At 35.8% G+C, this 22,504-nt stretch carries 21 protein-coding genes and 2 pseudogenes; 5 read left to right on the plus strand and 18 right to left on the minus strand.

Going from position 1 to position 22,504, the window contains the following annotated elements; all coding sequences use genetic code 11:
• The 5 genes from G4D54_16980 to G4D54_17000 are packed head-to-tail and all read right to left on the minus strand — an operon-like array spanning window position 1 to window position 3,717.
• Window positions 1-1,173 carry a hypothetical protein gene (locus tag G4D54_16980; protein ID QJA04013.1) on the minus strand — a complete coding sequence of 391 codons (1,173 nt, stop codon included), beginning with the start codon at window positions 1,171-1,173 and terminating at the stop codon, window positions 1-3.
• Window positions 1,127-1,522: a hypothetical protein gene (locus tag G4D54_16985; GenBank protein QJA04014.1), complete on the minus strand. Its 396-nt coding sequence runs from the start codon at window positions 1,520-1,522 to the stop codon at window positions 1,127-1,129. The genes G4D54_16980 and G4D54_16985 overlap by 47 nt, the downstream gene beginning before the upstream one ends.
• Window positions 1,523-1,546: 24 nt before the next feature.
• Entirely contained in the window at window positions 1,547-2,383 is an 837-nt protein-coding gene (locus G4D54_16990) for a PTS system mannose/fructose/sorbose family transporter subunit IID (GenBank protein QJA04015.1), read from the minus strand.
• Window positions 2,383-3,204, minus strand: coding sequence for a PTS sugar transporter subunit IIC (locus tag G4D54_16995; protein ID QJA04016.1), 822 nt, complete (start codon window positions 3,202-3,204; stop codon window positions 2,383-2,385). The genes G4D54_16990 and G4D54_16995 overlap by 1 nt, the downstream gene beginning before the upstream one ends.
• A gap of 21 nt (window positions 3,205-3,225) precedes the next feature.
• A complete protein-coding gene (locus G4D54_17000; protein ID QJA04017.1) occupies window positions 3,226-3,717 on the minus strand; it encodes a PTS sugar transporter subunit IIB in 492 nt (163 codons plus the stop codon).
• A 344-nt stretch (window positions 3,718-4,061) separates the two neighbouring features.
• Between G4D54_17000 and G4D54_17005 the strand changes: the two genes are divergently transcribed.
• From G4D54_17005 to G4D54_17020, 4 genes and pseudogenes are all read left to right on the plus strand, one after another.
• Window positions 4,062-6,776: a PRD domain-containing protein gene (locus G4D54_17005; protein ID QJA04018.1), complete on the plus strand. Its 2,715-nt coding sequence runs from the start codon at window positions 4,062-4,064 to the stop codon at window positions 6,774-6,776.
• A gap of 368 nt (window positions 6,777-7,144) precedes the next feature.
• A pseudogene (locus G4D54_17010) lies at window positions 7,145-7,637 on the plus strand (hypothetical protein).
• Between the two features lie 57 nt (window positions 7,638-7,694).
• Window positions 7,695-8,210 (plus strand): transposase family protein, encoded by a 516-nt coding sequence (locus G4D54_17015; GenBank protein QJA04019.1) that lies wholly within the window; start codon window positions 7,695-7,697, stop codon window positions 8,208-8,210.
• Window positions 8,200-8,454, plus strand: a pseudogene (locus G4D54_17020) (transposase). The gene G4D54_17015 and the pseudogene G4D54_17020 overlap by 11 nt, the downstream one beginning before the upstream one ends.
• A 47-nt stretch (window positions 8,455-8,501) precedes the next feature.
• On the opposite strand, the gene G4D54_17025 reads toward G4D54_17020, so the two are convergent.
• Window positions 8,502-8,870, minus strand: a complete 369-nt coding sequence (locus tag G4D54_17025) for a phage holin family protein (GenBank protein QJA05227.1) — start codon at window positions 8,868-8,870, stop codon at window positions 8,502-8,504.
• Window positions 8,871-8,960: 90 nt separating this feature from the next.
• The gene (locus G4D54_17030; GenBank protein QJA04020.1) at window positions 8,961-9,248 is read right to left on the minus strand and encodes a hypothetical protein; all 288 of its coding nucleotides are present in this window, start codon (window positions 9,246-9,248) and stop codon (window positions 8,961-8,963) included.
• Between the two features lie 236 nt (window positions 9,249-9,484).
• Here G4D54_17030 and G4D54_17035 point away from each other — a divergent pair, with 236 nt between their 5' ends.
• A complete protein-coding gene (locus tag G4D54_17035) occupies window positions 9,485-10,882 on the plus strand; it encodes a recombinase family protein (GenBank protein ID QJA04021.1) in 1,398 nt (465 codons plus the stop codon).
• A gap of 312 nt (window positions 10,883-11,194) precedes the next feature.
• Here the strand turns inward: G4D54_17035 and G4D54_17040 are convergent, their stop codons facing one another.
• The 11 genes from G4D54_17040 to G4D54_17090 all read right to left on the minus strand — a co-directional run bounded on the left by G4D54_17040 (window position 11,195) and on the right by G4D54_17090 (window position 22,473).
• Window positions 11,195-12,250 carry an ABC transporter ATP-binding protein gene (locus G4D54_17040; GenBank protein ID QJA04022.1) on the minus strand — a complete coding sequence of 352 codons (1,056 nt, stop codon included), beginning with the start codon at window positions 12,248-12,250 and terminating at the stop codon, window positions 11,195-11,197.
• Between the two features lie 681 nt (window positions 12,251-12,931).
• The gene (locus G4D54_17045) at window positions 12,932-14,176 is read right to left on the minus strand and encodes a hypothetical protein (GenBank protein ID QJA04023.1); all 1,245 of its coding nucleotides are present in this window, start codon (window positions 14,174-14,176) and stop codon (window positions 12,932-12,934) included.
• Window positions 14,177-14,432: 256 nt separating this feature from the next.
• Window positions 14,433-15,017, minus strand: coding sequence for a hypothetical protein (locus G4D54_17050; GenBank protein QJA04024.1), 585 nt, complete (start codon window positions 15,015-15,017; stop codon window positions 14,433-14,435).
• Window positions 15,018-15,077: 60 nt separating this feature from the next.
• Window positions 15,078-15,458 (minus strand): hypothetical protein, encoded by a 381-nt coding sequence (locus G4D54_17055; protein QJA04025.1) that lies wholly within the window; start codon window positions 15,456-15,458, stop codon window positions 15,078-15,080.
• A gap of 480 nt (window positions 15,459-15,938) precedes the next feature.
• Window positions 15,939-16,769 carry a hypothetical protein gene (locus G4D54_17060; GenBank protein QJA04026.1) on the minus strand — a complete coding sequence of 277 codons (831 nt, stop codon included), beginning with the start codon at window positions 16,767-16,769 and terminating at the stop codon, window positions 15,939-15,941.
• A 49-nt stretch (window positions 16,770-16,818) separates the two neighbouring features.
• On the minus strand, window positions 16,819-17,472 hold the full coding sequence (locus tag G4D54_17065) for a hypothetical protein (protein ID QJA05228.1): 654 nt from the start codon (window positions 17,470-17,472) through the stop codon (window positions 16,819-16,821).
• Window positions 17,473-17,614: 142 nt separating this feature from the next.
• Window positions 17,615-19,408: an aminopeptidase P family protein gene (locus G4D54_17070; GenBank protein ID QJA04027.1), complete on the minus strand. Its 1,794-nt coding sequence runs from the start codon at window positions 19,406-19,408 to the stop codon at window positions 17,615-17,617.
• Window positions 19,409-19,518: 110 nt separating this feature from the next.
• Window positions 19,519-19,950, minus strand: coding sequence for a hypothetical protein (locus G4D54_17075; protein QJA04028.1), 432 nt, complete (start codon window positions 19,948-19,950; stop codon window positions 19,519-19,521).
• A 49-nt stretch (window positions 19,951-19,999) separates the two neighbouring features.
• Window positions 20,000-20,824 (minus strand): signal peptidase I, encoded by an 825-nt coding sequence (locus G4D54_17080; GenBank protein QJA04029.1) that lies wholly within the window; start codon window positions 20,822-20,824, stop codon window positions 20,000-20,002.
• A gap of 107 nt (window positions 20,825-20,931) precedes the next feature.
• Window positions 20,932-21,420 (minus strand): hypothetical protein, encoded by a 489-nt coding sequence (locus G4D54_17085; GenBank protein ID QJA04030.1) that lies wholly within the window; start codon window positions 21,418-21,420, stop codon window positions 20,932-20,934.
• Between the two features lie 135 nt (window positions 21,421-21,555).
• Window positions 21,556-22,473, minus strand: a complete 918-nt coding sequence (locus G4D54_17090) for a LysR family transcriptional regulator (GenBank protein QJA04031.1) — start codon at window positions 22,471-22,473, stop codon at window positions 21,556-21,558.
• Between the last annotated feature and the right edge of the window lie 31 nt (window positions 22,474-22,504).

A 22,504-nucleotide genomic window follows, 5' to 3' on the forward strand; every position in this document is an offset into this window, starting at 1 on the left:
TTATCTCCTCTTCTTTAATCCTTCATAGAAATACATTATTTTACGAATTAACATGTCATGCGTTTCATTTAATTGACTATATCTTTTTAGTGTTTCTCTTATTCCATTATTTTTAAGGTAAGCCTGTAATTCTAACGCTTCTTCATCAGTTTCATCTACATACAGTAACCCTAGAGCAATTGCTTTAGCATGAAAATCGTAATTTTCTCCTTGTTGCAATGCCAGTACAGCTGGATATACTAATCTATCATTATAAGCTAATTTTCGAATAGGATTACAGGCAACTCTTTTAATGCTATCCAATATTGGATCTTTTGCCAAATTGGATATACTGATTCGATTAAGGTCAGCTTCCTTTAATTTATACTCATTTAATATAACTCGTTTTGTTATTTTTGCGACACCAAGTGCAACATCTTGGCAAAATGGGTTTAACTCAGCTTCATTCATCGTTTCTAAACCACAATAGAATCCACTATAGGCGTAAGCCGCATGTGGTCCATTTAGCGTGAATAGTTTCATTAATTTAAGTCTATGTACATCATCTGATTCACAAATTCCTGAAATATTTGAAATATCATTATAAGCTAGTTTTTCAATGATAGAGTCTGTTACAGCAAGACTTTGTACTTCCAATGCACTATTTGATTGAGCAAAAGTCGAACGAATAATAATTGCATCTTTAACTTCAACATAAGTATCAAACTCTTTATTCTCAAACTCATTCAAGTAATTCTTAATCCCCTCGGTAATAGATAAAATCAAATTTGTTTTATTAGTAAAAACAAGTATACTTAATCTCTTCTTCTGTGTAAGTTTATCCTTTGCAACTTTTCCAAGCAAAGGATAAAGCATGTAAATATCTTGTGGATAGGTATCAATCGCTATAACATTTGCCTCGCTTAATGGTTTGCTAATATCATCATTTACATCATATACGCCATAACCAGAATACTTTTTTTTATAAGTTTGATAAGGAGTGTGCATATCAACAGTAAATTCACTATTTTTTAAATTATCGATAACTTTTTTATCTATATCGTAAAAATCAACATTCCATCCAGCATTTAGAAATTCAGCTCCTAAAAAACCTTTTCCTAAACGCCCTGCACCTAAAATAGCAATTCTATTCTTCCTGCTCATCAAGACATACCCCTTCAATTCCAGCTTCATTAACTTTAATCGCAATTTCATTCAAATCTTTTGTGACTTCTCGCATTGTGATAGCTTGCAAAAGCATTGGTAAATTCATACCAGATATAATTCTATAATCTTTAACCTCATTTGTAAGAAGATTTATTAGCAATTGATTATAAGGACTTCCATGTTTTAAATCACAGAAGAATAGAATAGAACTATCCTTATTCTTATTCAGATATGAATTTAGCTTTTTAGAGAATTTGTCAATCCCTTCTTCATCTAAACAAATGGCTTCTATTTCAATTGCATTTTGAACTATAAACATACAAGAATTTACAAGTTCTCTAGCAAACATCCCGTGTGATAATAACAGTATTTTCATCTTATACATTCTCCATTCTGATTATCAAATAATTCCAATAGCTGCTAAAACAAACACTGCTATAATCAGTATTAGAATCATTTTAACAACAGAAACATTCTTTTTAGCCATCAATTGCCAACATCCTAAAACAAGCAATAGTGGTAATAGTTTAGGAAAAATTCCATCTAATAATCCCTGTAAAGAAACTTGATCATTACCGCTAGGATATGTAACAAGTAAATTAATTCCTACATAACTTGCGGCAATACCACCCATAATTGTTGTACCTAATAACAAAAATGAATCTCTGATTTTATTAGATGCTTCTCCTATCAAAGTTTGTATTGAATCTAATCCAAGTCTGTAGCCACTATAAAACAACACTTTTGATATCAATATTACAACTAAATTATATACTATTATATAGAAGACAGCTCCAAGAATAGATCCTCCAGTTGATAATGTAATTGCAATAGATAATAATAATGGAACAATTAATCCTGGATTAAGTGCATCTCCGATTCCGGCCATCGGTCCCATTAAAGATGTTTTTGTAGATTGTATAAGCTCATCGTCAACATCTTTCCCTAATGCTTTTGCTTCTTCCATAGCAGTAACAATTCCATAAATCACACTACCAAAAATATTTTCTGTATTGAAGAATTTATAATGTTTTAACAACTCTTCACATTTTTTATCATTATCATAGTATTTATCAAATAGTGGTTCCAATCCCCAAAGAAAGTTTGGACCTGACAATGCATCAAATGATCCAGCTACGCCATATGCGTTATAGAATCTGCGCCAAATAGTATCAATTTCTTTTTTTGTCAACGGCTCCGTCGTTTTTGTAATTCTATCTTTTTTTTGTTCAACCATTATAATACCTCCTCTTCTTCTACCGTAAGTGTGTTATTTGTATAAGTTGTTCCCTTATCACTACCTATATAATATAAATATGCTATTCCAGCTGCGATAAATGTTAATCCGATGATATTTATATTCATAAATACAACCAAGGTGAATCCAACAAGGAAAAAGATAATAAAGAACTTGTTATGAATCGTTGTTGTTAATAACGCTGCAATACCAACTGCTGGAAGGATTCCGCCTAATGCATTCATTCCATTTGATACAAACTGAGGTAACATCTCCATAAAATCTCCAATATATTGTGCCCCAAAATAAATTGCGATAAAAGACGGGATAAAGCGTAGTGCGAAATATATTGTTTGATTATATAGCCAGAATTTTTTTACAAAGCTTTTATAGTCATGATCAGCTAATGCCTTTGTATAAATTCCTTTAATCATACTTCCCACCGCAGCTTGTGCAGTAAAGGTAAATGACCCCAATACACCGATTCCAGATGCAATGGCAATTGTTGCGCCTGCATCCAACTTTCCTAAGATACCTATTGCGATAACAGGATAAGCCATAAATGAGACATCCAAACCAACAGCTCCTCCTGGCGTTACAACTGCTAAATAAACGAGCTGTACCCCAATTCCTAATTCGACACCAGCTTTTATATCTCCTAAAATAATTCCACATATAGTACCACCAATTAACGGTCTACCTAACGTATACCATCCTAAAGAATTACCTGATAACGGACGTTTTAAATTGCCAAGCAACGGGAATGCATTTCCACTAACTGCACAAAGTAATGAAATTATAATACATTGAATTACAAACATTGTGTTTCCTCCTTTTATAAATTAATAGTTATTAAACTTTTTCTTAAAACTCTTCCAACTTGATGGAACTTTAGATACCATCGTCATGATTTCAAATTCATAACCTAAATCATCTAATCGATTGTATGTTCTAATTTCTTCTGGTAATAAAAAGAAGCCATTATTAATTGCAATTGAATTTTCTTTTTTACTACAACAGCTTACAGTAATTGGTTCCTTTACAACCCATCCTAATTCATACAGACGTTCATAATCAGTTACATTTTTAGTTATAATATAATACTTTTTTCCTGACTTCTGTGCTTCTTCCAGTTTTTTTGATGCTTTAGTTACATCAAAAACATGCAATTTTACAGTACTAGGCAGTACACTTTGATAAATAGCTTTCATTTGCTCATTTTTAGCTATTTCATCATTCACAATGATGATACCATCACAAGGGTAATTGGGTAACAGTTTAATCATCGTCTGCCCATGAACTAATCGATCGTCAATTCTATACAAAGTAATCATAATATTTCCTCCTTAATTACACCGGCGCTTCATGTACTTGTACGATATCATCATATACGCTTTTTAATGTTCTGTATGAATTTACAATTTTTTTTAACATAAAATTAATAAAACATCCTTATTTCTTACACTATCTTCAAAATCCTATATATCTGTTAGCTACTTTTTGACACTATCCTTTAAGTTTGATAAAATTTATTTAATATTTGTTTAGTGTGAAAAAAAACTATTTAAGTGTCGAAAATAGAAAAAATATATATTAAAAAGAACTTCTACAGTTAAATACGCATTCCAGTTATGGATACGAAATAATATATGTTACAATAAAATCAGGAGATGATATTATGATTGAAAATACAAAAAAAGAGATTTATTCCTATGTAAAGAGCATCAGTAATCGCATAACAATAGATAATATCACTTTATTTTCCACTGCTAATATCGCCAATGAATTAAAGCTTAGCAGAAACTTAGTCAGTCAATATTTAAACCAGCTTCATAAGGAATATAAATTGATCAAGATTAATACACGTCCAGTGTATTTCCTAGATTTTGAAACACTGACAATGAAATACCAATTAGTTGACTTAAAATGGGAATATTTAAGTATTGAAGAGATATTTAATGTATTAAATAATGCAAAAGAAAAATATGCGGACTTCAATAAAGCCATAGGAAAAGATAATAGCCTCTCTTATTGTATTGAACAAGCAATCACAGCTGTAACCTATCCTTCTAATGGGTTGCCTATTCTCATTTTTGGTGAAAGTGGTAGTGGCAAAACTTTCATTAGTTCCTTAATTAGTGAATACGCATTAAATAATAAAATCATCCAAAAAGGAGAAGACATTATTTATGTCAATTGCATGCGATATCAAAACAACTCTATTAATTTTATTAAATTAATAAATAAGATTATTGAACAAGAAAAAAAACGGAAACTGATTATCACATTTGATGATATACATTTATTGGAAACTGAGGCTATTGAAAAAATTTTAGCTATCCTTGAGGGTAAAAGTTCTGCTTTTCATACAACAGCAATTTCTCATCAATACATACTGACTTGTTCAACTAGACTAGATGAGAATATTCGCCAGAAATTAACAGCAAGAATTCCTATCATTCTAAATTTACCATCTCTTGATGAACGTTTATTAAACGAGAAAAAAAATTTTATTCAATACTTCTTCACTGAAGAGGAGAAAAAAATTAAATATAAAATTTCAATAAGCAATCATGTATTGAACTTATTAATAAACTTTAACTTCATAGATAATATCAATGGCTTAAGAAATGCTATTCAACTCAGTGTCGCTAATGCCTACGTTAAAATGAATCCCAATTCGTCTACAGAAATGAATGTTTTTGTTCACAACTTGCCTGATCTTCTAATTTCAAGCCGGACGATAGATACAATTAAAGATGAAGAAACAAACATGATTCGTATAAATAAAGATTTTAATACTACTCAAACCAATGAGACACTTAACTTTTTTAATACAATGCTTGAAACTTATATTGCATTCTCTGAAAACACTTTAAGTTTTAATGGTTTTATATCTCAATGTTTCCGTAAAATAAGTGATTACTATGAATATTTAATGTTTGATAATAAATATTCAAATTCAAGAATAAAGGCTATCGAAAATGTGACTAACACAATCGTTAATGAAATTGAGGATACCTATCACTTATACTTTCCAGCAACATTTCAGCATGCATTAGCATCTTCAATCTTTACAAGGTTACAAATGCATTCCAAATTTATGTCATTTGAAGAACAAAATGCTAAATTAATTGAATCATTTTATCAAACTGTCTGTGAAACCTTATCTAAAGAAGCCATCATCGCCGATGAAATTACAAATTTAACTTTCTTGAAATTAGATTTTAAGATGAGTAATCTTGAGAAAATTATCATTACCTTAAGTATTCATGTATATAATCACAATATTCATAATACAGAAACACTTGGAATTATCATTGCACACGGTTATCTCAGCGCTTCCTCAATTGCTGATACTACAAATAGCTTATTAGGCTATCACCTATTTGAATCCTGCGATATGCCTCTAACGATGCAAATGCCAGAAGTAGCTGAAAAGGTAAAAAAATTGATGAATGTAAAACGAAATGTGAGAAATCTTGTTCTTATGGTAGATATGGGATCTTTAGAACACTTAGGTGAAAATCTCGATTCTCTTTATAATATAAATATTGGTATTGTAAATAATATATCAACTGGATTAGCCATAAATATTGGTCAAAAAATTCTTGCTAATGTTTCGCTAGAACATATTATGAAAGAGTCTTGTAATGAACATTTAATAAATTACAAAATTATCATAAATACTAAGCGAGATAAAGCTGTCTTATTTACAAGCGAAAACGGGAATATAATTAACGAAAGACTTGTTGATCTCTTTAAGAAAAGTCTACCAAGAAAAACTGGTATTCATATTATTCCATACGATTACAAAACCTTACTTGATGAAGGCGATAAAAGCTTTATATTTAACAGTCACGAAATTCTATTCATATGTGGTACCTTAAACCCAAATGTTACTTCTGTACCCTTCATAGGTTTAGATTCCTTCTTAAATACAAGTGAGCTATCAAAAATCGCTTCCATCTTATATTCGTATATGAATAAAACAGAGCTTATTCAATTTCAAGAGAATCTTTTATTAAATTTCTCAATGCAGAATGTAGTCGGCTATCTTACAATCCTGGATGCACAAAATGTAATAAAAACAGTAAATACAGCATTGGCTGTTCTTCAAAAGAAGTTACATATAAAAATGGATTTTAGCACCTCTATAGGATTAATTATTCATATAAGTTGTATGATAGAAAGATTAGTTACTCACACTGCTGTAGAAGCAGAGATTGATTTTAAGGATATTAATGACAATCAAAAACATTATTTATCCATCATCCTAGAATCGCTAAAAAGTATAAGTTATACATATGGTGTTAAAATTCCTATGAATGAAGCTCTTTATATTTATGATTACATAAATGAATTTCTTAACGATTCCGATATAGCTGTATAAGAAAAAGCCTCTTAAAAAAGGAATATTCCCTTATCAAATTATATGATACTTATTATCAGTAATATTATATTCACTATCTTTTCAACATATTATAAAGCAAGAAGAAGCAGGCACCACTTGACTATTAGGAATATATAAAACTGGATAGGGATAAATCAACCTTTAAAAGTCATAGGGATTTTTACTTTTAGAAAGTGATAACCTTTAAACACTTTTAGGATGAATTTCTCTATCTTTTTTGTTACAGTATTTTTAGAAAGATTGGACGTTAAAAAAAGATAGAAAACCACTAACCGACCAAAGTTCTGTGATTTCTATCCGTCCTCTAAGACAATATTATGATACTGAAAATTACCAACGACTTCAACATGATTTTGAATGAAAATGATTATCAGGCTTTTGTTGCTTCGATTGATTTACTTTCTTTATATTGTCCTGTTTGTGGTGTTGTTGGTTTTTTTATCTTATACGGACACTATAAAAGATTTGTGATTACAGATGATGTATCTAATGATTGTAAAATAAGCATTCGTGTTCAGCGTATCCAGTGTACTCAATGTAGATCCACTCACTCCTTGCTTCCAACTAATTTTGTTCCTTTTACGCAGTTCACTTATCTTTTCATTTACTATATTGTCACACTTGATGAGAATGATGATTTGATTACTTCTTTTGATGTTGCACTACAAACAGTTCGTAAGGTTAAAGCTCGTGTGATTGCTTTTTTGGGATTCATTATTTCCAGATTGGAGAGATCTCAAGCAGAACGACTTAAAGATAGAATCTTTAAAGCGTCATAAGATCCTCTTTGGATCCACTCATGAGTATCATTCAATTTATATACCACCAACAGAGCTGTAACTCGGATTCTAATTTCTTTTGATATTATGTCATTGAAATTAGAAGGGAGATGATCTTATGATCGATAATGATGCTTTCAAACTGTTGTTAAACAATCTTTTTCACCTGAATCCTGATGATATTGCCAATATTCTCTGTACTACATTCAATAAGATGATGGTTCTTATTGTTACACTTGCAGATAAACATCAGGCTTGTCCATACTGTGGGTTTACTGCGCCCAAAATTAAGGAGTATGTGACCAAGGAAGTCACTCATTCAGCACTTACCACACAGAAATGCATAATAAAATACAGGGCGCGTCGCTACAAATGTCCTGTTTGTGGAAAGACCTATTATGAATTCAATCCCTTTGTCTTCAAATCTCAGAAAATATCGATCCTCACTGTGCATAATATTCTGAAGGATCTGAAAGACTTCAACGAAACATTTACTTCTGTTGCCAGAAGATACCATGTTTCTCCTACTTCCGTTTCTACTATTTTCGATAATCATGTGGACATTGCCAGAAACAAGCTTCCGGAAATCATCAATTTTGATGAGATAATATGCCTTCAAATCCGAAAAAAGTAAATATGTCTGCGTTCTTCTTGATTTTAAAAAGCAGGTTCCCGTTGATGTTCTACCGAACCGTAAAAAGGAATATCTTTTAAACTACTTTCAAAAGATCCCTTTAGAAGAACGCAAAAAGGTAAAATACGCCTGTTCAGACATGTATGAAGTGTATCGGGATGTTGTACACAAAGTATTTCCCAACTGTATCTGCATATTGGATTATTTCCATCTTTCACAGGACTTCCACAAAAAAAATGAATGAGGTGCGTATCAAAGTCATGAACGTATTCAATTATAACTGCCATTCTGTTATGGTTTGTCATTATTTGTCGAATATAAAAAAGCGGCGATCAAGCTTGCCAGTACGAACCATCCAAGCAGTGTTGTAATCTGCAAGTCTACACCGATTATCTCACCGATTTCGATCAAGCCTGCCGCAATCATGAATGCAAACGTAATCATGATCCAGTATCCAATCTTTTTGAGTACTCCTTTCCACCCCTTTACAGAATTTTCTTTTTTCATGATTCTTGACTTCATCCAACCTGTTACCCAGTCTGCTATATTAAGTGCAAGGAACAACGCAAACAGATACCAGTGTTCTCCGAATATCACGCTGATAACTGCTATAACAGTGCCCACAAATGCGTTGTAGTTGTCTGTGATTGTTTGTACCATATGTTTCATATACCTCATCTCTTTCCGCCATTCTTGGCAATATGTGGGCGTTTAACGCACGCCCATGCGAGATACTTTGGATCACTTCCTTTACAAATCCTTTTTCCCCCATGTGCCATTATTTTTATAAAAATAAGTCGCTCCATAGTGTGCTATAAACCAAAATCCGCCATAATCACCACCCTTATACATCTGTCCGCATATCCTCGCTTGCATCGTCGTATGTAACATGATGTCAAACATCACCTCATCATCTTTAAACGATTCAGCTAATTGCTTCGCTAGGTCTTGCGTAGATAAACCGGAAGATGAATCTGGAGCGATATAATATCCTTGAATAATCTTTACTGGATTTGTGCTTATCTTGGAGCCTTCCAATACTGGCTCCGCATTTCTGATTGTTAAATTTGTTTGGTATAAACTTTAAAAAGAAAATATTTACAGTACAAAAAAGAGCATGTTATTATAGAAAAGTCTATTAAGATAAGGTTCGTCTACATGCAATAAACCCCTGATCTTAATGAGGCAGGAGAGGGTGTATGTCAATAAGATATATGCCCCTTTTCTTTTCGCTCGAACATATTACCCTCTGTGCAAATGGAGGAAAATAAAAAATGAAAACAACAATGATGTATTCACAGCGAAATGAAGTTATCGATACGAAGTATTTAACAAAACTTAGAGAAGAAAGAACGAAGAATACAGCATTAGTAAAAAAGAGAGCAGTCTATGCTCGTGTATCTACCCGGGAGCAGGCTCTAACCGGTTATGGAATTGATGCACAACTGTCAAACATAATGAATAAGTTACAGGCAGACGGCATCGATATCAATACTGTGGAAGTTTATATAGATGATGGGTTCAGTGCAAAATCATTGAATAGACCTGCTATGCAAAGACTTCTGAAGGACATACTGGATGACAAAGTAAACGAGGTCCTCATATACAAGCTGGATCGCTTGGCACGGAATGTCATCGATACATACGAGCTGTTGCAATTTTTTATCGATCAAAAGTGTGAATTGAAAGCAGTCGTGGACAATCTGGATATTCACAGTGCGAATGGAAGACTATTAGTGGGAGTACTGGCAATCATTGCGCAATGGGAACGCGAAGTGATCAAAGAAAGAGCTTCCGATGCGAATGAGGAGATGTTGAATCAAGGAAAGTATCCCTTTGGTCAAGTTCCATTTGGTTATAATCGGGATCCTGAAGGATATCTGCATATCGATCTTCAAGCAGCGGAATATATCAGATATTGTTTCGAACTGGCAATGAGTGGAAATACGATGAAAGAAATAGAGCATATAGCACCATTGAAGTATCCGGAGTTCCAAAAGAAAGCAGAGGTGATACGAAATATGTTGTTGCGAACGATAAACTATGGTGTATATGAATTTGAAGATAAGGAATATGAGTTACCGGGAATCGTTTCCAAAAGAACATATGAGAAGGCGAAAAGAATGATATACAAGCGTTACAAGGAAACAGATCCTAGTAAATATTATTTTGGAAACAAAATCACAGATACATGTGGAAAAATCTGTGAGCGAAAAAGCACATCAAAAAAGTTAAAGGAAGGTGTAAAAAAATACTATTACTATGTTTGTCCAGAGTGTCAAAAGCGGATATCACAGGATAGGATCGTAGAGGCAACCTTATCAAGGATTGCGGTATACGCAAGAGAGCAGCAGGAGATGAAAAGTCAAAATTATTTATATCGAAGACTACGTACATTGGATAAAAAAACAAAAAATGCATATCAAGATTACGTTTCAGCAAAGATCGATGCAAAGGTTTATGGTATGTTGGTCAATAAGCTGGAAGAAGAAAAAGAAAAGATCATGAAAAAATTATCAATAAAAACTACAGGTCGGGATATGAATACAGAAAAGTGGAGCAGTATGAGTGATAAAGAACGCAAAAACTACATAGAATACTATGTAAAAGAGATCATTGTGGACACATCACTAAAAGCAGCCATCTCAATAGAATTCAATGAAGAAGCTTAAATTGAAAAAAATAAAAAAAAGACCTAAGTAACGAGTCGAACTATTGACATATATTTTATATGTGTTAGAATATAGATATAGAGTGAAATAGTAATGGGGTTTATTGCTCTGAAGGTAAAGAAGTTGATTTAAAGCTAATATTGGAAAAGGGAAAGTTCTCCTTTAGCAAAGGGCAACCCACCATGATAGATCAGAAGAGATTCCTAACGGAATCTTTTTTTGTGCTTTGTTTAAATGGTATAAAAAAATAAGCCGATTCCACATCTTCAGCAGGAGAAAATACGGGAATACGGCTTTTTTATTTCATCCTATTTATTTCATCTTATATATACGATTTTGCGTACAGGCATCGAACAGAAGTACATATTCCCAGTCAATCCAGAACCGGATATTCTCCATGCGCTGATGGATATGGGAAGTATCTGACTTCATAATAACGACTCCCTCTTCATATTGGATATGATAATACACCTGCTCACCGGACTGTTCAACCAATACAATGCTGCCGCATATACCACCTGTTGATACCTCAATGACATGTTCACAACGCACCGCCAGTATTACGGAAAGATTTTTATCCTCTGACAGCCATGGTATCTTCTGCTCATGAAAGAGAAGCTCCCCTTGTGCAAGGACTGCTGTAAACTGATTGATATCATATACACCTAAAAAAGAGGCAGTAAACAGATTGATTGGATTTTGATAAATGGCAATCGGATTTCCCATTTGCTGAATCTCTCCATCCTTCATAATAATCAGAATATCCGCCAGTGTCATTGCTTCCATTTGATCATGAGTTACATAAAGAAAGGTGGCATTGTTTTTCTGATACAGCTGCGCAATTTCAATTCGAAGCTGTGTCTTAAGTCTCGCATCAAGAGAACTCAGAGGCTCATCCATCAGAAACAACGACGGTTTTCTTATGAGTGCACGGGCAATCGCACAACGCTGTTTTTGCCCACCTGATAAATCACGCGCTTTGCGTTCCAGTAAGTCACAGATACCCAGCACTTCACATATCTGATAGACAGCTTCCTTTATATCCTGCTGCTTCATTCCGCTGTGAGCAAGACCGAAGGTTATATTCTCAAAAACACTCATATGAGGAAACAATGCAGCTTCCTGAAATACCATGGAGATACTTCTCTGAGCAGGTGTTTTCTGATTGACAAGCTGATCATCAATATATATTTCTCCTGAATCCGGAGTCAGAAATCCTGCGACAAGCTGAAGCAATGTCGTTTTCCCACACCCGGATGGACCTGCAAGCACAATAAAGCTTTTTTCCGAGAGCTCGAGATGAAAATCGCGTACTGCCTTAATATCCCCATAGGATTTTGTTATATTTTTCAATAAGAGTTTACTCATGCACATCTCTCCATATTCCACATTAAGTGTAGCCGAAGAAAACAAAAAAAGCAACCTTGTCGAGCAAAGCTGCTGTTCTTGTAATCCCCCATTCGTATTGATTTTGTAAACAGTATCAGTTTATTTACTAAGAGTGTACATGAGAATAAACGGGCTTGGGGAAGACCATTTTCACAATCTCCATCAATACGATTCCCATATGATCACCGAAGTGATCCCCAGTGTCTCGAAGCCCACCCTCTTCAAGACACCTATATGTTACTAGAAATAGTGAATTTATACAATGGATTTCACGCAAGTTGACATTTAATAAAAATTTTGGCGATTATTACAGTTTTTCAAGAAAACCGTCAACTCGGGCTGTAAAAGAAAAAACTTCTTATGAAAAGAAGTAGTTTTCAAGTATTAGATTTTAACGTTTACATATCCGCCGCCACTTGCTACTGTAAATCCCTTATTTGTATCTACAGCTAAAAAGAACGCACTTGCTAATCCCAGACTACATAAACTTGCAATCAATAATTTTTTCATTACTTTTGCCTTGATATTCTATTAAGACCATATGCATATCATCTCTGACATAAGAATGATATGTTAAAAATTGATTTAACTCAATAGAATCGGCTTAAGTTAATGTTTATATTGAAAATCTGGTTTTAAGATACTTTTCAAGAAAAACCATCAACTTAATTTGGTATTTAAAAAATGTTCAAAATAATGCAAACTTTTATAATGACCTGTTCGTTCAACTAGTTTGGTTAATTCAAATCTGAAAATATCTATATCAATATCATCTGTTATTTTAGGAAGAATTCTCTTGATAATAAAGTTTTGTTTTACAAAATCCGGAACATTTTCATCAAGACTAAAATATTTATACATCATTCGTATTTCTATAGGATAACCAGATAATACACCTTTTTCTATAACAGGCATTTTTATCGGTAAATCCAAATGATTTTGACAATCTGCTATATAAATCAAATGCGGTACAAAAACTCCATCATAATAATCTAGCATCAAATTGAAATATTCTAATGCTTTTTCATAATCTTTTCTGTGATGATAGTAAGATGCTATATTTGAATATAATTCATAAATTTTTATATTCGGTATCTCATTTCCTTTTAAGATTTCATTCACTTCATTAACAACACTGTCAATTCCTTTATTTGATGCATAACTATACATTATTATTTCATAATTATAAACATCTATAAGTCTAATAAAATTCTTACTTTGTCTAAATATGCATTTAAGTTCGCTTATCATCGTAAACATCTCAAGGTATTCTTCACTCACTAAATAATAATGTAAAACGATAATTTTTAAACAACTTAAATTAACATTTAATAGATTTAATTTTTCAATCAGGTTATAGTACTTCTTTAAATCTGTTTTGCACTCGATCTTCAATTTAGCAAATAATAAAACTTTGAATACATCATTCCAAACAAACACATCATTATTAAGTAAGCCTTCATAAACGTATATTCGTTTCTCATTTATCAATATGTCTGATTTATAATAATTATATAAATCCTTCAATATATAGTAAAATTCACCATAATATACATATCCTTTGAAATTTTCTAACAATCTTATTCCTCTATTACATGCATGTAATAAGGATTGTATTTGAAAATACTCAATATCTCTTAAAATCCCTTTAATCAGCTTTTCTATTTCATCATCAACAATTGGAAACTCACCAAATTTCAAATCCAGCTTATCCAACAATTCAATATAAACATTCTCAGATCTGCTCAATCCGCCAGCTTCGATATTCTTTAACGTATTTATACTGCAAATGCCATCACAAAATTTCTTCAGAGTAAAACTATTTTGTGTATTACCCCGCCGTTCTTCTCTGTAAATGCCAATCAGTTTACCGATAACTGATAATCTATCTCTACTAACATTCATATATATCCCTGCCTTTAACTTCACTCTCTAGTAATGCTACTCATATATTATAGAGGTTATTTCCAATATTTGGAAGTTAAAATCACATAAATGTCACATTCTTACTTCTTTACTATAGCTTTTCACCGATTATTGTCAAAAAGATAGTAAATCGCCGATGATTAAAGGTTAGCTAATGCCTCTTATCGCTTCTGTAATGTATGCAGAAAAAGAGCTGTGATGAAACAGCCCTTTAAAATATTGTGGGTATAGCTTTTTAGGATAGTTGTAGAGATTGCAAAATCGCAGGTCGAATATCATCTTCAACATCCAGTATATTCATAGCATCCACCGCACTGACATCGATTTTCTGCATCAGTTTTTTTACATAAACTAGTGTTGCTTCCACTTTTCCCTCTTCCTTGCCTCTTTGCTCAATGAAATCGCTAAAGTTGCACATCGTCATGACCTCCTGATCTATCTCCTTCTCCATTAGTATACCATACGTCTTCTGTAATTGTTCCATTTTATCCTCTATAACGAGATTTTTTATAAACAAAATCTTTAACAGCTCTAAAAGCCTCTGCTTGTTCTCATCCTCCTGCTCTACCGCATTCGGAATATCCTGCGCTTTTCGTATGCCTTCCTTCTTTGGATACACCATGACCGCTGTGAGCAAGTCATAGTCCTCCCTTTCGGCATGCCATATCTTTGTTTCACATGTTTCCTGTATCTTATAGGTGTTGATGACATCATTCTTTTGATTGTTATGTCCGATACAGATCCAGATGGAACAGACCTTTTTGATCCTGTCATAATCCGAATGCTGAAATCCATCCTTTGGATGCTTCTGTCTTGCCATCAATCTACTGCAATAATACAAAGCACGCTTGATCAGAGGATAACCGGGATCATCCTTTGCCTAGCTTTCCAGATTGATGATCATGCGAACTTTCTTATCCGCAGGTGTGCTCTTCTCGGCTTTCTTCTGCTTCATGGGGATTGTCGCCTCGAACTGAATATCGTATTTGATCTGTGCCCCCGGTATGGCTTCATCCGTGACCTCAACCTGCTGATCATCGATATATTCACAGTCTGCTGTGTTTATAGAAGACATTTCGATATAGGACGGTATGTCCTCCAGTGGAATATCTGCGTATTCCGGAATACAGCCCTTCATCACATAGGCGAGAATCTGCTTGTTTGATAATAGCTTTTTACAGTACATGTCATATTTCTTTTTATTATCATAGCAGCTAATCATAGCTGCTGCTTCTGTTTTCATTTTTGTTGTCATAATCATATCCTTTCTTTCTCCTATTGCTATCTGTACTTTAAGGATATGATCCGGTGGTGCTCTTGCTCTGCTGTTGTTTTTATTAGCATATAGAGGTTCCTGCTGTTTCGTATCATACGCAGGAACGGATGCAACAAAAACAAGGCAGTCCTTACCGCCGACAAGCGGTGTTCAGCTGCTGTAAGCTACTTAATAATTGTAAGGAAGGAATGAAAGCATAAGAAAAAACACTTCTAGCAAGCGGTTGAGCTACCGAAAGGCCGGGGCTTTTGCGGATGAATACCATGTGAATGCAATGTATTATTTATATAGTTTCTCATAGACCGACCTCTCCTTTTTTTGTATCTACAGTGTAGCATATCCCCTGTCAAAAATACAGAAAATTCTATAAAATCTCTATGTCATAAAAGAAGTGAAAAGCTAGTTTTCTGCCTCACTGTAAAAAAAGCACCCACCTGGATGCCAATATACGTTCGCAGTCTTGTTTTAACCATTCGCTTCATTTTTCACCAGAAAGATATGCAAATACTCCATCGGCTGTACAACCTTGGAAATGATACGGTATATATAACCGGCTTCCTCCAGACTGCCTTCCAGAGGAAGCCCCTGTGTTATAACTGCATTCATGCTTCTGTATGTCAATATATCATATAGAAAGCTGTTCTTTTCCTTCAGTAGCGAAATCATCTGCTTTGCCTGTTCAAAATCCTCCTCCTTCATAAGATAAAGAAATCGAATAAAACAGCAAAACGCATCATTCCTTCGATATTTATCAAGCAGCTCTCTGCAGGACTCCAGCTCCTCAAAATACAACGCAATGCTCATGAGATAGTGCCGCACCTGAAACAGATCCTCGGGATTCAGATTTAAAATCTCCTGAAACTGTCTTTGCGCCTTCCTCATATATCCGGCCTCGTACAAAGATGCCGCATAAGCGAACTTGATATGAAACAACGGCTTTGCTTCATCAAATTCAAAAAAATCAGATGCATCCCGCAGAAAAAAATCCTTTCCCAGATTCATAGTTGCCAGCTCCATGCCCTCTTTCAGCATACCGAGCTTTCTGTACATATTCTGTTCATTGATTCCCAGCACTAGGTAAGCCTCGATACAGTCTGTGCAAATCCCCAGCGCTTCTCTTGCAATCGTCTGTTTCTTTTGCGAGCTGCGGCAGTGATTGGCTTCCTCCAGCTTTTTCAGTGCGTCGCGATACGTATTCTGATTTGTATCCTTTACCGGATGTGTTTCATCCAGAAAGGCATCCAGTGTCATCTGGAAGGTAATGCCGATATCTGTTGTATCTGAAATATGATTCATATAGAGTCCCTCATCATTTCCCTTATTATATGCCAGTTCCCTATATTACTCAATGACTTTCGTTCGACTGTTTCAGATAATCTACTGCCCAGTAACTGTCAATTTCCTCAAACTGATTCTTTTGCGGTGGCAATTTCGAACAGATTGCATCATAGGATGTCTTCCATATTCCAATCACATCCTCTTCTTCATCATGCTGTACATGAAACCAGATCGTATCTGTCTCCTGATCCTGATAGACGACATTCTTCGGCAGCCTTCCCTTTTTCTTCTCCCGCAGAATGATTTTTAATTTCAGAAGCTCCATCGCCCGATCATCCAGCTTATCCTCCAGCATTCTGATTTTCTCTGCGACCTGCGACGGATCGCAAAGGTAGCGGCGGATACAATTTTTTTCAGACTGAAAAATAGAAAAGTCCTTATCTGTCAAATCACTTTTTGGCTTAACCAGCAACACAAAGCGATGCTTTTTATCAACATATATCATCGTATGGAGAAAGGTATTGATTTTTCCACAGCTTGGGCAGGCTTTTTTAAAGAATACCCCCTCCAGCAGCTCCTTACGAAACTGCGGCTCCATCTCCGGCATGATCAAGGTTTCACTCTTTTTATGTGTTTTGTAAAAGCAGCGGGGACAGGTAAGCTCCACCAATATAGATTTCATAATATCACCATATGTAACATTATACCTGTAAGCGGGCATATTGCAATAACAAAACACAGGAAGGATGATTGTCCCATTCTGAAACAGCGCCAGCAATACGATATCAGTGCTCCCTTTTAGCTGCCACATCCAAAAAGCTTCCTGACATCAAAAAGACAGAGCGACCGCCCTGTCCTGTTTATTATATTTCTCTGGTTGCGTATTTCAGCCATTCCTTTTCCGCTTCATTCAGATAAGGAGAAACCTTGGCATACACCTCTTTGTGATATGCATTCAGCCACGCAATATCATAGCGCGTCATCAGATCAACATCTAACCCATCCAGATCAAATGGTACGAATGTGATCGTTTCAAAATACATGAACTGTCCGTATTCGTTTTTCTCACCTCTGCGTACCACCAGCTCATTTTCATGCCGGATACCATGGGAGCCTTCCACATAAACACCGGGCTCATTGGACTGGGTCATCCCCTCCTCCAGAACACAGCTGTCATTTCTTTCCGGTACCACTTTCCAGCGGAAGCCGTTTGGCCCCTCGTGTACATTCATCAGATGACCAACACCGTGCCCTGTTCCGCATTTATAATCGATTCCCATTTCCCATAACGGACCTCTTGCGAGAATATCCAGATTCATACCGCGGCAGCCTTCAAGAAATTTTGCCCTGCTCAGCTGAATCATGCCACGCAGTGCACATGTATAGTGTGTACGGATTTCATCGGAGATCGGTCCGAGGACAAAGGTTCTGGTGATATCTGTTGTGCCCTCCAGATACTGTCCTCCACTGTCAACCAGCAGCATCCCCTCCGGCTTCAGCTCGACATTGGTTTCCTCACTGGCACTGTAATGCATCATTGCGGCATGCTCCTTGTATGCGGAAATTGTAGAAAAGCTCAACCCCAGATTGTGTTCCTGTTTTCGACGCAGACTTTCCAGATAATCACTGGCACTGATTTCCGTAATTGTTTCCTTGCCGATGTTATTCTTTAGCCAGTACATGAATTTCGTCATGGCAACAGCATCCTTGATATGCGCCTTGCGATTATTCTCCAGCTCGATTTCATTTTTTCTTGCCTTCATCAGCTGGGAAGGATTCGGACAGTCTACGATGCGAATCTCCTTCTTCAGATTCTGTGTGATTGCATAGTTTACAACACCTGTATTCAGCATAACGCACGCATCTGCCGGAATGGTTTTCACAAACGCATAAATATCATCATATGCATGTACCGCTACAGCATTTTCCCTGAAGTTCGCAAGCATCTGCTCATCCAGCTTATTCTCATCTATAAAGATATGATTTTCATTATGGGTGATTACCAGATAACATAGCATGACAGGGAAACAGCTGATATCCCAGCCGCGCATATTCATCATCCATGCGATATCATCCAGAGAGGTTACGATGTGATGTGTTGCGTTTTGTTCCTGCATTGCTGTACGGATATCCGCCAGCTTATCCTTTGTACTTTTTCCACTGTATGCCTCTTCCAGAAAGAAGCCTTTTTTCGTAGGCAGTGGCGGGCGTTCCTCCCAGATCATCCCGACAAGGTCTTCCTGCGCGGAAATGGTAACATCCTTATCCTTCAGCTCCTCCATAATGTCATGTACAAGTTTGGTATTCATGACACGTCCATCAAAACCAAATACACCGTTTTTGCTCATATGCTCACGAATATATGCAGGTATGGCAGGTACCCCCTCTTCTCCCTGCTTCATCAATTCAATCGTGCTGTCCTTCAGCTGATTTGCCGCCTGAATAAAATATCTGCCATCTGTCCATAAGGCAGCACAATCTCTGCATACGATCAGGGTTCCTGCCGAACCGGTAAATCCGGACATGAAGCTTCTCGCCTTAAAATGCTCTCCGACATATTCAGTTTCATGAAAATCGGATGTCGGAATCATGTATACGTCCATATTTCTTTCATTCATCAATGCTCTTAATTGTTTCAATTTTTCTATTACCGTCATAAGTTCCTCCTTCAATCATCACAGTAACCATTGTACTCCAAAAGAAGGAAAATGAATATAGATTTCACCTTAAAATTATGGTTTGTTCCTCTGTTATCTTATGGCACGCATCAGAAGTTTGCCTGTTCCAGCTGTGCAGTGAGCTGAATCATGATTTCCCTGTTATGCAACCTGTCAGCATCTCCCTGCATGATAATAACGACGGGATGCGTCCCCTTTACCTGCATACCGGTATCATATATTTTCGTATCCAGTGTATCACTGACATCCTGTTTGGTTTGTGCATCATATGCCGTTACCTTCATATCCAGATATGTATTATCAAGATCGGCAGTATCACCCTCCACATGAACACTGGTTGTGCCCTTGTAGGTCATAATGCTGTCCAGCTTTTGTTTCATTTCCATATGCAAAGCATCGGTTGTGACCCGTATTCCCTCTTTCAATGTGATGCTATTCTCCCATAAGCGAAACATTGCAAATGTAATCAATAGCACAGATAGTACAGTTGCTATTCTTATATATACCATATCTCTTTTCATAGCCATATCCTCCCAAAAAAAACCAGTCATTTAGAGTATGACCGGTTTCTTATTTTTTATAGCTCAGGATATGAATTTTGTAGTATTTCGCTTCCTTCACGTCATATACGGTATAGTTGAATTTGGCATGCTCTTTCGAAGCAACGATGTCCTTACCAGTGAGGAACCATTTATCCTTCTTAATCAGCTTCTTCTGCTCATCATATAGTTGAATTTCCGCTTTTACGAAACGCACTGCGAATTTTGTATCATTGTGCAGCTCTCCACAAAGGACGCAATGCCCTTCCAGTGCTTCAAATTTCACTGCATCCACATAGAGTGTTTTCTGTTTTTTCAACACCTGCTCTTTTTCTTCCCATCTCGTACGTATGGTCTTATTGAACAGCCAGATTACAGCAAGCTCTGCATACAGCAGGATACCGAATTTACTTTTCAGAAAGAGAAAGATTTTACCGATAAAGGGGATATGAAACACATAGGTTCCGATGATATCCTTTCGCAGTGTCTTATACATGTCCAGATTATCCTTACCCTCTGCATTGGTGCGGTATATGGTATTTCCCTGGAAATCTTTTTCTGTTTTATTAAAATGGTGTGTTAATAATATATCATCACCAAAGCGGTCTGCCTTAAAGGTGATAATATCACCTTTATTCAAATGCAGTGGTTCTTCTGGATCAAGAACCTTCGTACAGACAAGTGAGAAGGTGGGAATGCGGGGCTCCATACTGTCTGTTAATACAGCATATAGGCGATAGCCGGTAACCTGTGCTGTTTCATCCGGATATTTTGCCATAAGAAAAGTATAGGCTGCCAGTAATACCACAACAACCACAAACACGATATTTGCTATGCGTTTGATTCCTTTTCCCATAAGTGCTCCTACTTTCCTCTTCTATATTTTATAAGATTATTGGAAGGTTGAAAAGATGTTTTTAAAAAAGCCGTCGGATGACGGCATTCTTTCAATGTAAGAAACTTCTAAGGTGCAACTGTAGCGTTCTCTAAAGTACCAGTCACCTCAACTTTAAGAGCTTTAGTCAAAGCTTCTGTTGCATCATCACTGGTTGGTGTAATTGTGACCGTATATGAATTTGCTGCATCAGTAACATTTTTATCAACACCAGTAGTAAGATCAGTACTACCTTTTTTAAATGTGACATCTACTCCTGAAACAACTGCATCTGTTGTCTTATCTTTAACAACTGCATTTAATTTTAAATTAGCTTTGCCTCCCGTTCCTGACACATTAAAATCAACAGTACCTGTAGCTACTGGTTTCTCACCATATGTTCTTGTCTCTGTTTGTGCATATGTTGGTGTAGAAGTAGTCGCAATTGTTACAGGACTATCAAAGCTTAATTCTCCAGAAGAAGTTGCTTCTGTTGTGTCCCACGCAGCGAATGTCCCTGCGGATGTAGCGATAACAGCACCTGCTGTTAATAACGATAATAGTGTACTCTTTTTCATATCATTGTTCTCCTTTTCAATGGTTTTAAGAATAGGTAATATTTTCTGTTACCTTTTACACTATTATTGTAATCCTTTTGGGAAACTTTGTATAATACCAATAACCCGCAAGCCGGTTATGCATTTTAGGTATAGCTACATATCTGCATAGGTTTCATGAATAATATTAAGAAACACCTTTCCTGCTTCACTCAGCACTTCGCGCTTTCTTCGGATGATCACAAAATACTTTTGAATATCACAGTTTCTGATGCGCATGCTGTGGATATGTGAATGCTTTAATTCCTCAATCTGCCATTTATTCCCCAGCATAAAGGCATCCGTATGATTCAGCATGTTGATAATCGCATGGTAGTTGCTCATTGTGATCGTTTTCTTAAATCTGCTCAGCTGCACACCATCCATTGTCAACGACATATTCAGATTCGAGAAAAAATCATATGGCAGATGAATCAGTGTGAAATCCAGAAAATCCCTTGCATCCTTCTCCTCCACCAGCTCATCCAGATTCTTCTCGTTGATATGAACGTACAGCGGTCCTTTTCCAAGGATATTCAATTCAATTTCCTTGGCATCCGCCATCTTACGATAAATACTCAATTGATAATCATTTAAAATCGTGATTCCGATTTCCGACTTCATTTCACTGACATTGGCCAGCACCTGCTCCGCCGTTGTTTCTACCATATGAATCTCTGTAGTTGCTGATTTCATATGCTTATAAAATTGTAAAATCAAATCATCCCGTAAGAATACGGAATCCACGGATACCGTCAGCTTGCTGTACAGCTTTTCCTCACTGACATCCTTTAAACGCTCCAGCACCTGAAACTGCGAGAGGATTGACTGTGCATAATAGTACATCAGTCTACCGGTCGGTGTCAGCGTAACCCCGTGATTGCTACGGATAATCAGCTCTTTCCCCATTTCTTCCTCTAATGACTGTATACTTCTGCTCAGACTTGGCTGGCTGACAAACAGCTTCTCCGAAGCCTTGTTGATGCTTCCACTGTCGACCACTTCAACGAAGTAGCGTAATTGTTGGTTTTTCATCTCTCATTCTCCCTAATTGTGGACATTTATG

This window comes from [Clostridium] innocuum (assembly GCA_012317185.1).
GTDB lineage: Bacteria > Bacillota_I > Bacilli_A > Erysipelotrichales > Erysipelotrichaceae > Clostridium_AQ > Clostridium_AQ innocuum.

Excerpts from the sequence above, each read along its gene's own strand:
- G4D54_16980 (QJA04013.1), bottom strand. The coding sequence starts at position 1,173 with ATGAAGCTGGAATTGAAGGGGTATGTCTTGATGAGCAGGAAGAATAGA.
- G4D54_16985 (QJA04014.1), bottom strand. The coding sequence starts at position 1,522 with ATGAAAATACTGTTATTATCACACGGGATGTTTGCTAGAGAACTTGTA.
- G4D54_16990 (QJA04015.1), bottom strand. The coding sequence starts at position 2,383 with ATGGTTGAACAAAAAAAAGATAGAATTACAAAAACGACGGAGCCGTTG.
- G4D54_16995 (QJA04016.1), bottom strand. The coding sequence starts at position 3,204 with ATGTTTGTAATTCAATGTATTATAATTTCATTACTTTGTGCAGTTAGT.
- G4D54_17000 (QJA04017.1), bottom strand. The coding sequence starts at position 3,717 with ATGATTACTTTGTATAGAATTGACGATCGATTAGTTCATGGGCAGACG.
- G4D54_17005 (QJA04018.1), top strand. The coding sequence starts at position 4,062 with ATGATTGAAAATACAAAAAAAGAGATTTATTCCTATGTAAAGAGCATC.
- G4D54_17015 (QJA04019.1), top strand. The coding sequence starts at position 7,695 with ATGATCGATAATGATGCTTTCAAACTGTTGTTAAACAATCTTTTTCAC.
- G4D54_17025 (QJA05227.1), bottom strand. The coding sequence starts at position 8,870 with ATGGTACAAACAATCACAGACAACTACAACGCATTTGTGGGCACTGTT.
- G4D54_17035 (QJA04021.1), top strand. The coding sequence starts at position 9,485 with ATGAAAACAACAATGATGTATTCACAGCGAAATGAAGTTATCGATACG.
- G4D54_17040 (QJA04022.1), bottom strand. The coding sequence starts at position 12,250 with ATGAGTAAACTCTTATTGAAAAATATAACAAAATCCTATGGGGATATT.
- G4D54_17045 (QJA04023.1), bottom strand. The coding sequence starts at position 14,176 with ATGAATGTTAGTAGAGATAGATTATCAGTTATCGGTAAACTGATTGGC.
- G4D54_17050 (QJA04024.1), bottom strand. The coding sequence starts at position 15,017 with ATGGCAAGACAGAAGCATCCAAAGGATGGATTTCAGCATTCGGATTAT.
- G4D54_17055 (QJA04025.1), bottom strand. The coding sequence starts at position 15,458 with ATGATTATGACAACAAAAATGAAAACAGAAGCAGCAGCTATGATTAGC.
- G4D54_17060 (QJA04026.1), bottom strand. The coding sequence starts at position 16,769 with ATGAATCATATTTCAGATACAACAGATATCGGCATTACCTTCCAGATG.
- G4D54_17065 (QJA05228.1), bottom strand. The coding sequence starts at position 17,472 with ATGCCCGCTTACAGGTATAATGTTACATATGGTGATATTATGAAATCT.
- G4D54_17070 (QJA04027.1), bottom strand. The coding sequence starts at position 19,408 with ATGACGGTAATAGAAAAATTGAAACAATTAAGAGCATTGATGAATGAA.
- G4D54_17075 (QJA04028.1), bottom strand. The coding sequence starts at position 19,950 with ATGAAAAGAGATATGGTATATATAAGAATAGCAACTGTACTATCTGTG.
- G4D54_17080 (QJA04029.1), bottom strand. The coding sequence starts at position 20,824 with ATGGGAAAAGGAATCAAACGCATAGCAAATATCGTGTTTGTGGTTGTT.
- G4D54_17085 (QJA04030.1), bottom strand. The coding sequence starts at position 21,420 with ATGAAAAAGAGTACACTATTATCGTTATTAACAGCAGGTGCTGTTATC.
- G4D54_17090 (QJA04031.1), bottom strand. The coding sequence starts at position 22,473 with ATGAAAAACCAACAATTACGCTACTTCGTTGAAGTGGTCGACAGTGGA.